Origin of the sequence: Pantoea sp. ARC270 (genome assembly GCF_003236725.1) — a bacterium.
GTDB lineage: Bacteria > Pseudomonadota > Gammaproteobacteria > Enterobacterales > Enterobacteriaceae > Pantoea > Pantoea anthophila.
The window spans coordinates 153,774-166,858 of record NZ_PUGA01000005.1; the positions used below are offsets into that span (position 1 = coordinate 153,774).

The following is a 13,085-nucleotide window of genomic DNA, read 5'->3' on the forward strand; positions in this document are numbered from 1 at the left end:
TTACGATTACTGCGCTTCGCCCAGCGCGTAAAAGAGGCGACTGTTCCAGTTGCCTATCGCGACACGCTGAATCAGCGCGAACAGCGCATCATTCTCCCAGCCCGCTTCCATGAGGGGTTGCAGATGGGCCGCGCTGAAGCGCTCCGGTGAGCGGGTCAGCTGCGCCGCCAGTGCAATAATCTGCTGTTCTGCGCCGCGTGATCCGGCATCATCGACCCCTTCAATCAGACCCGCCTGACCGTCCAGCAGCCGGAAAAGCCAGCGACTGCCGAGGATGCGGGCGGCGACCGCCTCTGGCAAGGCAGGTTCGTCAGAGAGGTGCTGACGCAGCTGCGCCCAGCCATATAACGCCGCAGGATCGTGTGCCAGCACCCAGACCGCCTCCTGCATACCCGGCAGTGACTGGCAACGGGTGATTGCTGCGAGCTGCTCCGCGCTGGCATAACGCAGCTCCAGCGGCTTCAGCACCGGCTGCCAGCGGGCGGGCTGATCGAAGCCGGTTGCCTCTGCATCGGGAGGCGCGGTGCTGCCGGGCAGCCAGCGAACCGGCTGAGCCTGCAGTGCCTGTAAGCCCGCCACCACCCGCGCCTGATAACTGACAAACCCGATCACCTGATTCAGCGTCACGATATCGGACTCGGTCAGGCCAACCCCATCCAGCGCGGTAATGGCGCTGCCGTTGATCAGCTCAGGCTGCATCGCCAGCTGACGGGCGTATTGCGTGATCTGGGTCAGGCGGTTGTTACTCTCGCGTGAAGAGTCGGGGCCGGGCAGCGGATTCAGGCGGGCAGAGTAGTGGTTACACAACCGCTGGATCCCCGCCACCTGCGCGACGGTCAGGGCGGTGCTGAGGCGGTCGTAGAGCGTTAACGTATGGGTGAGCGACGTGGTCACCCGATCGGGAAACAGCAGCTGCGCCAGATCACGTGCGGCCAGCAGGGCGGGCTGCTGCGAGCGCAACAGGAAATGCATCCCGGCGTGATCGGCGTGGCAGCCCAGCAGAAAGCGGTCATCGATATGGGCGGCCTCGGGCACCAGCGGCGCGGCCTGAGAGGTTCGTGGACTGGTCTGGCTCTCGTAAAACCAGTGGTTATGGCCCGGATAGCGGCGTTGTTCCATGATCAATCCTTTTGCAGATTCGGGTTCGGTATGCAGGCGGCAGAATCTGAAAATGTGCATAAACCGAAAGGCAGGCTTATCGTCGCTGATGGCCGGTCCGGGGCAAAAGAATGATCGGTGATAATTAATAGCGTTACGCTATAACGGCAGAAAAATCAGGGAGTGAGGCGGGGCGGGGGCAAGAAAAGAGGGCGAGCCAGGCTCGCCCTCAGGGAACTTATTTCAGTTCCAGTTCGTTCATCGCGGCGATGCTGAAGCCGCCATCAACGTGAACGACTTCACCGGTGATGCCGCCTGCCAGATCAGAGCAGAGGAACGCGGCAGAGTTGCCGACATCTTCGATGGTGACGGTACGGCGAATCGGGGTGACCGCTTCGCAATGCGCCAGCATCTTACGGAAATCTTTGATGCCTGAGGCGGCCAGGGTGCGGATTGGACCTGCAGAGACGGCGTTAACACGCACGCCTTCCGGGCCCATGGCGTTTGCCATATAACGCACGTTCGCTTCCAGGGACGCTTTCGCCAGACCCATCACGTTGTAGTTCGGGATCGCGCGCTCAGCACCCAGGTAAGAGAGGGTCAGCAGACCGGAGCCTGGATTCAGCATCTCACGGCACTCTTTCGCCATCGCAACGAAGCTGTAAGCACTGATGTCATGCGCGATTTTAAAGCCTTCGCGGGTAACGGCGTTCACGTAGTCGCCATCCAGCTGGTCGCCAGGCGCGAAGCCGATAGAGTGAACGAAACCGTCAAATTTCGGCCAGGTTTTTGCCAGTTCAGTGAACAGAGATTTGATGCTCTCATCTTCTGCGACGTCACATGGCAGCACGATGTCTGAACCCAAATCTTTAGCAAACTCTTCCACACGACCTTTTAACTTGTCGTTCTGGTAGGTGAAAGCCAGTTCTGCGCCCTGTTTGTGCATCGCCTGTGCAATACCGTAGGCGATGGAAAGTTTACTGGCAACGCCAGTAATCAGAATGCGCTTACCGGAAAGAAAACCCATAGCTGTAATCCTTATGGTCATTGTTGTTGGCGGCCGCATGATTAAAAAGTAAGCGACCGACGTTAATCGACGTGCGGATTCTAGCACGTCTCTCATAAATCAGGTAAACCGGCCCGCAATTTCCGCGACGGGCAGCAAAATCAGCGTTCGCGTCGCCAGGCTTCGGCACTCAGCGCTTCGCCGAAGTGGCTGCTGATCAGGCGTCGGGTCAGATCGTGCAGCGGCGAGGCCAGCACATCCGCGGTGCCGCCGCGCTCGACCACTTCGCCCTGATGCATCACCAGCACCTTGTCGCTGATATGTTTCATCATGCCCAGATGCTGCGTCACATAAATGTAGGAGATACCGTGTTTTTCCTGCAGCTCCAGCATCAGGTTCACCAGCTGAGAGCGCATGGTCATATCCAGCGAGGCCAGCGCTTCATCGGCCACGATCACTTTGGGCTGCAGGATCAGCGCACGGGCCAGACCCAGACGCTGCTTCTGACCGGGGGCCAGCATATGGGGATAATAACCGGCGTGATCGCGCAGTAATCCCACCTGCCGCAGGGTTGCGATGATGCGCTTCTCGCGCGCTTCCGCATTGAGATCGGTGTTGAGCCGCAGCGGAAAATCAAGAATCTGACTGATGCGCTGGCGCGGATTCAGGGAGGTGGAGGGGTCCTGAAAAATCATGCGGATGCGCTGACTGCGGTAGCCATAATCGCCGAAGGTCAGCGGATGATCGTCAATCAGAATCTCACCCTCCGTCGGCGCGACCATGCCACTGAGCATCTTCGCCAGGGTGGATTTTCCTGACCCGTTCTCACCGATGATGGCCAGCGTCTGCCTTTCACGCAGGGTAAAGCTCACCGATTTCACCGCCTCGACATGCTGACGGCGGAACAAACCGGTGCGATAGCGAAACGTTTTACTCAGGTTGCGCACTTCCAGCAGGGTTTCCATGTTACTGGCCCTCCATATTGAGCGGGAAATGGCAGGCGTAAAGATGCGTTTTGCTGCCGGTCAGCCTCGGCGTTTCAATACATTTGCGCTGGGCATAAGGACAACGCGGCCCCAGCCGGCAACCTATCGGCAGGCTCTCCAGCGAAGGGATCGCCCCGGAGAGGGTGTTGAGACGACTCTTGTGCGGCAGCGCACGCCCGAAATCGGGCATCGCCCGAATCAGCGCCTGGGTATAGGGGTGATGCGGTGTGCTCATCAGATCGTCGCTCTGCGCGGTTTCCACCGTCTGGCCACAGTACATCACGTTAATCCGATCCGCCCACTGGCTCATGGTGCGCAGGTCATGACTGATCAGCAGAATGGTGGTGTTGTTATTCTGATTCAGGCGGCTCAGCAGGCGGAAAATCTGCGCCTGCGTGGTCGGCTCCATGGCGTTGGTCGGTTCATCCGCGATCAGCAGACGCGGCTGATTCGCCAGCGCAATGGCGATCATCACTTTCTGGCACTCGCCTTCGGTCAGCTCATAGGGGAAGCTGCGCATGATATCTTTGTGGTCTTTGATACCGACGCGATGCAGCAGCTCGATGGCCCGGGTTTTGCGCCAGAACCAGAAACGTTTCAGCCACGGCCCTTTATACGTCCAGCGCGGGATTACCTGCATCAGCTGACGACCGATACTTTCGGAGGGATCGAGACAGGATTGCGGCTCCTGAAAAATCATCGAGACGTTATGCCCGATAATACGGCGGCGCTCGCGCGGCGTCAGGCGCAGCAGATCCACATCATCAAACACCATACGATCTGCGGTCACGCGCCAGTTGTCATTGGTTACGCCGCAGATGGCCTTTGCCACCAGACTTTTGCCTGAGCCGGACTCCCCGACCAGACCGCGGATTTCCCCTTCGCCCAGCGTCAGGTTTACGCGGTCCACCGCTTTGACCGGTCCGTCAGCGGTCATAAATTCGATGGTGAGATTACGGATATCGAGTAACGGCATCTATTCCACTCCCGCTTCGACGGCGCGACGGATGCCGTCACCGAGCAGGTTAACAATCAATACGCTGACCATCAGCGCCACGCCCGGCAGCATCACGGTCCAGGGGGCCACGTAGATCAGCTCCAGCGAGTCGCCCAGCATCGCGCCCCACTCGGGTGAGGGCAGCTGCGCGCCCAGGTCGAGAAAGCCGAGTGCGGCAATGTCCAGAATCGCCATCGACAGCGCACGGGTGATTTCCGTGATCAGCAGCGGCAGAATGTTCGGCATAATGGCGTAGCGCAGGATGTTGCGGCCGCTGGCCCCGTCCAGACGCGCGGCGACCACATACTCTTTTTCCAGCTCATCATGCACCGCGCTGTATATCTCACGCACCAGGCGAGGCATCAGCGCCAGCCAGACCGCCAGCAGCGCATGCTCCAGTCGCGGTCCGAGAAAAGCCACGACAATGATCGCCAGCAGCAGTGAAGGAATAGAGAGCAGGGTATCCAGTACGTGGTTCATTACCGCCGAACGGATGCCGTGGGTCATGCCGGCCAGCACGCCCAGTATCAGGGCGCCCAGCGTGGCGAACAGCGTGACCAGCATCGCTGACCCTACCGTCGGGCCTGCACCGCTCAGCAGGCGGCTCAGCACATCCCGCCCAAGATCGTCGGTGCCGAGGAAAAAGGAGACGTCGCCATAGCGTGACCACGACGGCGGCAGCAGCTGATACCCCAGGAACTGCTGATCGATGCCGTAAGGCGCGATTAGCCCGCCGAACAGGCAGAGCAGTAGCAGGGCGCCAAAGCCATACAGCCCGACCATCGAAATCGGATTGCCGTAGAAATGGTGCCAGCTCTGACGAAACGCGCTGGGCAGGCGTTTCTCGGCATAGATATTATCTAAGGGCATACCATTCCTTATGTTTCAGCGGATTCATTGCCGCGCCAATCACATCAGAGATGACGTTGACCAGGATCACCAGCCCGCCAATCACCATCACCCCGGCGGAGATAGCCGCATAATCCTGCTGACGAATCGCATTGATCAGCCAGCGGCCTAGTCCGGGCCAGTTGAACACCATCTCGGTGATCATCGCCAGCGTCAGCATGGTGGAAAACTGCAGCCCCAGACGCGGGATGACCGGCGGCAGGGCGTTATGCAGCACGTGCCGCCGGATCACCGTAAAGCGCGACAGCCCCCGGGTAGCGGCTGCTTTAATATAATTTTTATCCATCACGTCGCTGGTGCTGTTGCGCAGCAGGCGGATCACCTCTGTGGTGGGGGCCATCGCCAGCACCAGCACCGGCAGAATCAGGTGGGTCAGCGCGCTGATGATCATCTCGTGACGCCAGGGCGAAGGACTCAGCCAGGCATCGATCAGCGCAAAGCCCGTGATATTCTGCACCGGGTAGAGCAGATCGTGGCGACCCGACACCGGCAGCCAGCCGAGCGTCAGCGAGAAGAAAAGCGTGAACAGCAGCGCCAGCCAGAAAATCGGCGCGGAGAAGCCGAACAGCGCCAGCGCACTGATGGTTTTATCCTGCCATTTATTGCGCATCACCCCGGCGCAGATCCCCAGCGGGATCCCTACCAGCAGCGCGAACAGAAACGCCAGGATGCAGAGCTCCATCGTCGCCGGGAACACCTCGCGCAGCTGCAGGCCAATCTCCTGACCGTTGGTGCTGGAGACGCCAAAGTCGAACTGCAGCATTCCTTTAAACCAGAACCACCAGGCGTCCGAAAGCGCAGCGCCTTCCAGCGGGGCGTTGGGGGTAAAGTAGCTCAGGCTGAAGCTGACCAGCGACAGCAGAAACAGGGTAATGACCAGCAGCAGCAGACGCCGCAGAAGATAGATAATCACTTACTTTTCCTTATCGCTTTCACGATAAACCCCGGCAAACGAGGCGTTGCCAAACGGACTCAGCACCAGCCCTTTAATATCATGGCGGAATGCCTGCAGACGCAGCGAGGAGGCCAGCGGCAGCACCGGCAGCTCCTGCGCCAGAATCTGCTGCGCTTTGTCATAGCTGTCGATGCGGCCAGAGAGCTGCTGCGACAGCAGAGCATTCTGCAGCGTTTCATCAAAGGCGGGTGAGCACCAGTGCGCGTAATTGGTCTGGGAGCGAATTGCCGCGCAGCTGAGCAGCGGACGGAAGAAGCTGTCCGGGTCATTACTGTCTGTGGCCCAGCCAGAGAGGGTCAGATCGTGATTCATCGCCATCAGCTGCGCCTCCTGGAAGCGCCCCTCCACCGGCACAATCGTCAGCCGGACACCCACCTGGGCCAGATCCGCCTGCAACAATTCAGCCGTTTTCAGCGGGCTGGGATTCCAGGATTGCGACGCTGCGGGCACCACCAGCCGCAGATGCAGATCGCTGATGCCCAGCGCGGCCAGCGCTTCGCGTGACTTCGCGGGGTCATAGCCAGTGATGCGCGCATCATTGTCATACGCCCAGGAGGCGCGCGGCAATATCGACGCGGCCGTTTCGGCCGTTCCGTAATAGATGGACTCCATCAGGCGTTCGTTGTTGATCGCCAGCGCCAGCGCATGCCGCACCTCAGGCCGGTCCAGCGGCGGCTTGCGGGTATTGAAGGCCAGATAGGCGATGTTCATGCCAGGGCGCAGTGTCATCCGCAGACGCGGGTCATCGCGCAGGATACTGAGCTGACTGGCGGCCGGGTAGGCCAGCACGTCACACTCACCGGTTAACAGTTTAGAGAGTCGTCCGGTGCCGCCAGAACCGAGATCGATGACCGCCTGTTGCAGACGGGGCACGCCTTTCCAGTAATGCGGATTGCGCGCCAGACGAATGTACTGGCCGGTGCGATATTCGCTGAGCTGATAAGGGCCGGTGCCCACCGGCTGCCGGTCCAGCTCCTCCTGATGCCCCTGCGCCGTCAGCTGGTCAGCATACTCTTTCGAGAGGATCGGCGCATAGTGCGTGGCCATGTGCCACAGGAAAGACGCGTCCGGGCTGTTGAGCCGGAACTCGACCGTCCGGTTATCAATCTTCTTCACGCTCTGAACAGAATCGGCGAACTGCAGGCTGTCAAAGTAGGGGTAGTTGCCGCCATTCACGTTATGCCACGGGTGATGGCGATCAAACATGCGGGCGAAGCTGAAGACCACATCGTCAGCATTGAGGGTGCGGGTGGGGCGGAACTGATTCGTCTGCTGGAAGGCGACGCCACTCCGCAGGTGAAAGCGGTAGGTCGCGCCGTTATCGCGCACTTCCCAGCTGGAGGCCAGATCGGGTTTCAGCCGGTAGGTATAGGGGTCGACATCCAGCAGACGGTCATAAAGCTGAGCCGCCAGGGTATCCACCGTCAGCCCGCTGCTGGCCATCTGCGGATTAAAGGTGTTCAGCGTGCCGCTGACGCAGTAGACAAAGCCGGAATGGCGGATATCACCCGCCGGTGCTGACCATGCAGGGGCACTCAACACGCTGAGGCTGAGCAACAGCGAACTTAGTAGTTTTGACATAGAACTCAACGATTTTGAGGCATTGAACAGAGTGTATCGCAAAGCGGGCGTTGTCCCAAAACCTGCAACCGCTGTCAGCCTGATTTTCATCCTCTGCGGGGCAAAAGGGCGCACAGAAGGTGGGGTAATGAGAAATATTCTCAATTACACCTTTACAGATGATAATAAGAATGATTATTATTCATATGCACTTCGACGGTGGCTCTGCCGAAGAGGAGCACGACATTGCTCACATTGCTTCCAGTATTGTTGCCCGCCTGATGGCGGGCTTTTTTTTTGCCAGAAGCAGCCTGGGTGGGTAAGAAAGCAGGATAGTGAACCCGGCTTTACCCCGGTGCATCAATCAGCCGTGCAGCAGGCGGATCAGTTCTCGGCTTTGATATCGTGCTTTTTCATCATTGCGCGCAATTGGTGGTAGGTGACGCCGAGCAGACCGGCAGCGCGGCGCTGGTTGTAGCGTGCCTGTTGCAGACTCGCCTCCACCAGATCCCGCTCCTGCTGGTTTTGCCACTGTCGCAGATCGAGCGGCAGTCCGGGCAGCGCAGCGCTATCCGCAGCCGGGTTTAACGGCATTCTGGCGACCGGTTGCTGGCGCGAAGCAAAGGGATTAATAATGATGTTATCCAGCGGCTGCTCGCTGCTGTTATGCCGGTAGACCGAGCGCTCCACCACATTTTTCAGTTCACGCACGTTGCCGGGCCAGTGGTAATCGAGCAGTGCCTGCTGCGCGCGGGTCGTAAAGCCGGGGAAGAGTAACAGCCCCAGCTCCCGGCACATCTGGATGGCGAAATGTCCGGCCATCACCAGAATATCGCTGCGGCGTTCGCGCAGTGGCGGCAACTGCACCACATCGAAAGCCAGACGATCCAGCAGATCGGCGCGGAATTTGCCCGCTGCCGCCAGCGCAGGGAGATCTTCGTTGGTGGCGCAGACCAGACGTACATTGACCTGCAGGGAGTGGTTGCCGCCGACCCGCTCCAGCTGACCATACTCAATCACCCGCAGCAGTTTCTCCTGCACCAGCATGGGTGCGGTTGCCAGCTCATCCAGAAACAGTGTGCCGCCATCGGCCCGTTCAAAACGCCCGAGATGACGCTTCTGCGCGCCGGTAAACGCGCCCGCCTCATGGCCGAACAGCTCTGAATCCAGCAGATTCTCGTTAAGGGCGGCGCAGTTCAGCGAGATAAATGGGCCCTGCCAGCGATCGGAAAGATAGTGTAACCGGCTGGCGATCAGCTCTTTACCGGTGCCGCGCTCGCCAATCACCAGAACGGGTTTCTCCAGCGGGGCGAGTTTAGAAACCTGCTCCAGCACCTCCAGAAAATTGTTCGACTCACCGAGAAGATTATCATTAGTTCCGGTCATGATGAATTTCGCTACCCGTTAATCATTTTGACTATCTTAAAGCAGCCGGGTGAGGGTGTAAAATTTAAAAGATGATTAAAATCAATTAGATGTAAAATTGGCACGCATCTTGTATTAATCCAGCAGGGCAACACTGTTTAAGACATTTAAAAGAGGAACATCATTATGGGTATTTTTTCTCGTTTCGCCGACATCGTGAATGCCAATATCAATTCGCTGCTGGAGCGTGCGGAAGATCCACAGAAACTGGTGCGGCTGATGATTCAGGAAATGGAAGACACCTTAGTCGAAGTGCGTTCTACCTCTGCGCGGGCGCTGGCAGAGAAGAAACAGCTGTCCCGTCGTATTGAGCAGGCGGAGATTCAGCAGGCGGAGTGGCAGGAAAAAGCGGAGCTGGCGCTGCGCAAAGATAAAGACGACCTGGCCCGCGCTGCGCTGATTGAAAAACAGAAACTGACTGATCTTATCGCCTCGCTGAAGCAGGAAGTCACTCATGTTGAAGAGACACTGGAACGCATGAAGGGTGAAATTGGCGAGCTGGAGAAAAAGCTGAGCGAAACGCGCGCCCGTCAGCAGGCCTTAACGCTGCGTCATCAGGCGGCGTCGTCGTCACGTGATGTGCGTCGTCAGCTGGACAGCGGTAAAATTGATGAAGCGATGGCGCGTTTTGAATCCTTTGAACGCCGTATTGATCACATGGAAGCGGAAGCGGAAAGTCACGGCTTTGGTAAAACCAAAACCCTGGACCAGCAGTTTACCGATCTGAAAGCGGACGATGAGATCAGCCAGCAGCTTAATGCGCTGAAAGCCAAAATGAACCGCAGTGAGTAACCTTCGACGTTGCAAAAAGTGATTAAGGAGAGTCAATGAGCGCACTTTTTCTCGCCATACCGCTGACGATTTTCGTGCTGTTCGTGGCACCCATCTGGTTATGGCTGCATTACAGCAACAAACGCAACGGCGGTTCGGAACTGTCGCAAAGCGAACTTCAGCGCCTGCAGCGTGTGACCCAGGATGCGCAACGGATGCGCGAACGGATTGACGCGCTGGAAGCGATTCTGGACGCAGAGCATCCTAACTGGAGGCAGCCATGATGAAAGGCCGTAAGTTATGGCGTAAGCCAGACGAAGGAAAGCTGATGGGGGTCTGTGCAGGGCTGGCCGAGTATCTCGACATCCCGGTTCGCCTGCTGCGGATCATCGTGGTGTTATCCCTGTTCTTTGGTCTGTTTGTTTTTACGATTATCGCCTACTTTGTGCTGGGGTTTGTGCTGGATGAGAAGCCTGCCTCGGCCGCAGAAGGGGAACGCCCGCCCAGCGCCAGCGAACTGCTGGACCAGCTGGAAAGCGCACTGCAGCGTGATGAACGTAGCGTGCGTGATGTGGAACGCTACGTAACGTCTGAAACGTTCAGCGTACGCAGTCGCTTCCGCCAGATCTGAAACCGCCTGTACCGGGCCGTTTCAGGCCCGTTCGTTCACGCAATGGAGGTGTTATGTCTTTTTCGCGATCCACAATGTTCCGTCACCGCGCGGCACCTGCATTGAAGTCGGCGGCCAGATTCATCATTATCAATGCTGTTACCTATGGTCCGGCCGGTGTGACGGGCTGGGCGGTGAAATCGGTAGCGCGACGCCCGTTACGTCTGCTGCTGGCCGTGGCGCTGGAGCCACTGCTGAAGCGGGTGATGAATCGGGTTGCGTCGCGCTTCATCAGGGAGAAAGATGAAAAGACTGCAAACTGAACTACTGGCGTTAATGAACCGCGGCGTCGATCGCCATCTTCGTCTGGCGGTCACCGGATTAAGCCGCAGCGGTAAAACCGCCTTTATCACTTCTCTGGTTAACCAGCTGTTAACCGTTCACAGCGGCGCTCGTTTGCCGCTGTTTTCCGTTGTGCGGGATGAGCGTCTGTTAGGTGTTAAGCGCGTGCCGCAGCGCGACATGGGCACCGCACGCTTTACCTACGACGAAGGGCTGGCACAGCTCTACGGCACGCCACCCGCCTGGCCTCTGCCCACCCGTGGCGTCAGCGAAATGCGTCTGGCGCTGCGTTACCGTCCCAGCGATTCCCTGCTGCGCCACCTGAAAGAGACCGCGACCCTCTATCTGGAAATTGTTGATTATCCTGGTGAGTGGCTGCTGGATCTGCCGATGCTGGCGCAGGACTACCTCGCCTGGTCCCGGCAGATGAACGGACTGTTGCAGGGCGACCGCGCGGAGTGGGCCGCGCCGTGGCGCGCCCTCTGCGAGAACCTGGACCCGCTGGCACCCGCCGATGAAACCCGGCTGGCTGAAATCGCCGCCGCCTGGACCGACTATCTGCACCGCTGTAAAGCCGAAGGCTTACACTTTATTCAGCCCGGCCGCTTTGTCCTGCCCGGTGATATGGCGGGCGCGCCTGCGCTGCAGTTCTTCCCCTGGCCGACCACCGATGAGGCCCGGCTGACGAAGCTGGCCCAGGCGGACAAGAGCAGTAACTTCGGCATGTTGCAGCAGCGGTTTAACTACTACTGTCAGCATGTCGTGAAAGGCTTCTATAAGAACCATTTTCTGCGTTTCGACCGCCAGATTGTTCTGGTTGACTGCCTGCAACCGCTGAACAGCGGGCCGCAGGCGTTTAACGACATGCGTCTGGCCCTGACGCAGCTGATGCAGAGTTTTCATTACGGCCAGCGCACGCTGTTTCGCCGGCTCTTCTCGCCGGTAATTGATAAATTGCTGTTTGCTGCCACCAAGGCCGATCACATCACCAGCGATCAGCATGGCAATATGGTTTCGCTGTTGCAGCAGCTGGTGCAGGATGCCTGGCAGAACGCGGCGTTTGAAGGGATCACGATGGAATGCATCGGACTGGCTTCGGTTCAGGCGACGCAGAGCGGGCTGGTCGATCACCGTGGCGAAAAGATCCCGGCACTGCGCGGCAACCGGCTGGATAATGGCGAGCCGCTGACCGTCTATCCTGGCGACGTTCCGCCGCGTCTGCCCGGCAATGCCTTCTGGCAGCAGCAGGGTTTTCAGTTTGAACAATTCCGCCCGCAGCAGCTCGACGTCGATCGTCCGCTGCCTCATATCCGCATGGATGCCGCGCTGGAATTTTTGTTGGGAGATAAATTGCGATGAGTGATCCGCTGAAGCCACGTATCGATTTTGCCCGTCCGCTGGAGGAGAGCCGCGCCGCGCCACTGCGCCCGGCACACGCCTTTGATGCAGAGGCCGATGCCGCCTTTCTGGCAGTAAAGGATGAAGATGTCGCCGTTGAAGAGGAGGGCGCAGGCGAACGGGCAGTGGAGGCCGCGCTGAAACCGAAGCGCAGCCTGTGGCGTAAACTGGTGACTGCAGGCGCACTGCTGTTTGGCGTCAGCGTCATTGCCCAGGGCGTGCAGTGGACCCATGACGCCTGGCTGGCCCGCGACTGGTTCTCACTGGGCAGCGGTGTAGCTGGTGGCCTGATCGTCCTGGCGGGGGTGGGTGCCCTGACCACGGAGTGGCGTCGTCTCTATCAGCTGCGTCAGCGCGCTGAAGAGCGGGATGTCGGCCGTGAACTGCTGCACAGTCATGGCATCGGCAAAGGCCGGGCCTTCTGTGAAAAGCTGGCGCAGCAGGCGGAACTGGACCAGGCGCATCCGGCTTTGCAGCGCTGGCACGCGTCCCTGCATGAAACCCAGAACGACAGTGAGATTGTCCGTCTCTATGCGCAGCTGGTGCAGCCGGTGCTGGATCGCCAGGCGCGGCGTGAAATCAGTCGCCATGCAGCCGAGTCCACCCTGATGATTGCGGTCAGCCCGCTGGCGCTGGTCGATATGGCGTTTATCGCCTGGCGCAATCTGCGGCTGGTCAACCGCATCGCTGCCATCTACGGCATCGAGCTGGGCTATTTCAGCCGTATCCGCCTGTTCCGTCTGGTGCTGCTTAACATGGCTTTTGCCGGGGCGTCAGAGCTGGTGCGGGAAGTGGGGATGGACTGGATGTCGCAGGATATCGCCGCCCGGCTCTCAACGCGTGCCGCGCAGGGCATTGGTGCCGGTTTACTGACCGCACGTCTGGGTGTGAAAGCGATGGAGCTTTGCCGTCCGCTGCCCTGGCTGGAGCAGGATAAGCCCCGGCTGGGCGATTTCCGGCGTGAGTTGCTGGGACAGATGAAAGAGGCGCTACAGAAGGGCAACAACAAATCCTCCTGAAGCGCGTCT

15 protein-coding genes are annotated in these 13,085 nt (G+C 59.0%); 7 read left to right on the plus strand and 8 right to left on the minus strand.

Going from position 1 to position 13,085, the window contains the following annotated elements; translation table 11 throughout:
- Window positions 1-6: 6 nt before the first annotated feature.
- The 7 genes from CKF42_RS04190 to sapA form a co-directional block, all read right to left on the minus strand.
- Window positions 7-1,119: an oxidoreductase gene (locus tag CKF42_RS04190; protein ID WP_111207596.1), complete on the minus strand. Its 1,113-nt coding sequence runs from the start codon at window positions 1,117-1,119 to the stop codon at window positions 7-9.
- Window positions 1,120-1,336: 217 nt separating this feature from the next.
- Window positions 1,337-2,125, minus strand: a complete 789-nt coding sequence (fabI, locus tag CKF42_RS04195; protein WP_009090006.1) for an enoyl-ACP reductase FabI — start codon at window positions 2,123-2,125, stop codon at window positions 1,337-1,339.
- A gap of 140 nt (window positions 2,126-2,265) precedes the next feature.
- A complete protein-coding gene (sapF, locus tag CKF42_RS04200; RefSeq protein ID WP_009090008.1) occupies window positions 2,266-3,069 on the minus strand; it encodes a putrescine export ABC transporter ATP-binding protein SapF in 804 nt (267 codons plus the stop codon).
- Between the two features lies 1 nt (window position 3,070).
- Window positions 3,071-4,066: a putrescine export ABC transporter ATP-binding protein SapD gene (sapD, locus tag CKF42_RS04205; RefSeq protein WP_009090009.1), complete on the minus strand. Its 996-nt coding sequence runs from the start codon at window positions 4,064-4,066 to the stop codon at window positions 3,071-3,073.
- Window positions 4,067-4,957, minus strand: a complete 891-nt coding sequence (sapC, locus tag CKF42_RS04210) for a putrescine export ABC transporter permease SapC (protein ID WP_009090011.1) — start codon at window positions 4,955-4,957, stop codon at window positions 4,067-4,069.
- Complete coding sequence (gene sapB, locus CKF42_RS04215; RefSeq protein WP_009090012.1) at window positions 4,944-5,909, minus strand: putrescine export ABC transporter permease SapB; 966 nt, start codon at window positions 5,907-5,909, stop codon at window positions 4,944-4,946. The genes sapC and sapB overlap by 14 nt, the downstream gene beginning before the upstream one ends.
- Window positions 5,910-7,532: an ABC transporter substrate-binding protein SapA gene (gene sapA / locus CKF42_RS04220; protein WP_111207597.1), complete on the minus strand. Its 1,623-nt coding sequence runs from the start codon at window positions 7,530-7,532 to the stop codon at window positions 5,910-5,912.
- 170 nt (window positions 7,533-7,702) lie between these two features.
- Between sapA and CKF42_RS21430 the strand changes: the two genes are divergently transcribed.
- On the plus strand, window positions 7,703-7,834 hold the full coding sequence (locus CKF42_RS21430; RefSeq protein WP_255420958.1) for a hypothetical protein: 132 nt from the start codon (window positions 7,703-7,705) through the stop codon (window positions 7,832-7,834).
- A gap of 61 nt (window positions 7,835-7,895) precedes the next feature.
- Here the strand turns inward: CKF42_RS21430 and pspF are convergent, their stop codons facing one another.
- The gene (gene pspF, locus CKF42_RS04225; protein ID WP_111207598.1) at window positions 7,896-8,897 is read right to left on the minus strand and encodes a phage shock protein operon transcriptional activator; all 1,002 of its coding nucleotides are present in this window, start codon (window positions 8,895-8,897) and stop codon (window positions 7,896-7,898) included.
- Between the two features lie 165 nt (window positions 8,898-9,062).
- Here pspF and pspA point away from each other — a divergent pair, with 165 nt between their 5' ends.
- From pspA to CKF42_RS04255, 6 genes are read left to right on the plus strand one after another with little or no spacing between them, the layout of a single operon-like run.
- On the plus strand, window positions 9,063-9,728 hold the full coding sequence (gene pspA / locus CKF42_RS04230; RefSeq protein WP_009090020.1) for a phage shock protein PspA: 666 nt from the start codon (window positions 9,063-9,065) through the stop codon (window positions 9,726-9,728).
- A gap of 35 nt (window positions 9,729-9,763) precedes the next feature.
- Window positions 9,764-9,991 (plus strand): envelope stress response membrane protein PspB, encoded by a 228-nt coding sequence (gene pspB / locus CKF42_RS04235; protein ID WP_009090021.1) that lies wholly within the window; start codon window positions 9,764-9,766, stop codon window positions 9,989-9,991.
- Window positions 9,988-10,338 (plus strand): envelope stress response membrane protein PspC, encoded by a 351-nt coding sequence (gene pspC / locus CKF42_RS04240; RefSeq protein WP_009090023.1) that lies wholly within the window; start codon window positions 9,988-9,990, stop codon window positions 10,336-10,338. Before pspB ends, pspC begins: the two co-directional genes overlap by 4 nt.
- Before the next feature lie 53 nt (window positions 10,339-10,391).
- Window positions 10,392-10,640, plus strand: coding sequence for a phage shock protein PspD (pspD, locus tag CKF42_RS04245; protein WP_009090024.1), 249 nt, complete (start codon window positions 10,392-10,394; stop codon window positions 10,638-10,640).
- Window positions 10,621-12,018: a YcjX family protein gene (locus CKF42_RS04250; protein ID WP_111207599.1), complete on the plus strand. Its 1,398-nt coding sequence runs from the start codon at window positions 10,621-10,623 to the stop codon at window positions 12,016-12,018. The genes pspD and CKF42_RS04250 overlap by 20 nt, the downstream gene beginning before the upstream one ends.
- Entirely contained in the window at window positions 12,015-13,076 is a 1,062-nt protein-coding gene (locus CKF42_RS04255; RefSeq protein ID WP_111207600.1) for a YcjF family protein, read from the plus strand. Before CKF42_RS04250 ends, CKF42_RS04255 begins: the two co-directional genes overlap by 4 nt.
- Window positions 13,077-13,085: the final 9 nt, after the last annotated feature.

Coding starts and splice junctions, on each gene's coding strand:
- CKF42_RS04190 (WP_111207596.1), bottom strand. CDS start 1,119: ATGGAACAACGCCGCTATCCGGGCCATAACCACTGGTTTTACGAGAGC.
- fabI (WP_009090006.1), bottom strand. CDS start 2,125: ATGGGTTTTCTTTCCGGTAAGCGCATTCTGATTACTGGCGTTGCCAGT.
- sapF (WP_009090008.1), bottom strand. CDS start 3,069: ATGGAAACCCTGCTGGAAGTGCGCAACCTGAGTAAAACGTTTCGCTAT.
- sapD (WP_009090009.1), bottom strand. CDS start 4,066: ATGCCGTTACTCGATATCCGTAATCTCACCATCGAATTTATGACCGCT.
- sapC (WP_009090011.1), bottom strand. CDS start 4,957: ATGCCCTTAGATAATATCTATGCCGAGAAACGCCTGCCCAGCGCGTTT.
- sapA (WP_111207597.1), bottom strand. CDS start 7,532: ATGTCAAAACTACTAAGTTCGCTGTTGCTCAGCCTCAGCGTGTTGAGT.
- CKF42_RS21430 (WP_255420958.1), top strand. CDS start 7,703: ATGATTATTATTCATATGCACTTCGACGGTGGCTCTGCCGAAGAGGAG.
- pspF (WP_111207598.1), bottom strand. CDS start 8,897: ATGACCGGAACTAATGATAATCTTCTCGGTGAGTCGAACAATTTTCTG.
- pspA (WP_009090020.1), top strand. CDS start 9,063: ATGGGTATTTTTTCTCGTTTCGCCGACATCGTGAATGCCAATATCAAT.
- pspB (WP_009090021.1), top strand. CDS start 9,764: ATGAGCGCACTTTTTCTCGCCATACCGCTGACGATTTTCGTGCTGTTC.
- pspC (WP_009090023.1), top strand. CDS start 9,988: ATGATGAAAGGCCGTAAGTTATGGCGTAAGCCAGACGAAGGAAAGCTG.
- pspD (WP_009090024.1), top strand. CDS start 10,392: ATGTCTTTTTCGCGATCCACAATGTTCCGTCACCGCGCGGCACCTGCA.
- CKF42_RS04250 (WP_111207599.1), top strand. CDS start 10,621: ATGAAAAGACTGCAAACTGAACTACTGGCGTTAATGAACCGCGGCGTC.
- CKF42_RS04255 (WP_111207600.1), top strand. CDS start 12,015: ATGAGTGATCCGCTGAAGCCACGTATCGATTTTGCCCGTCCGCTGGAG.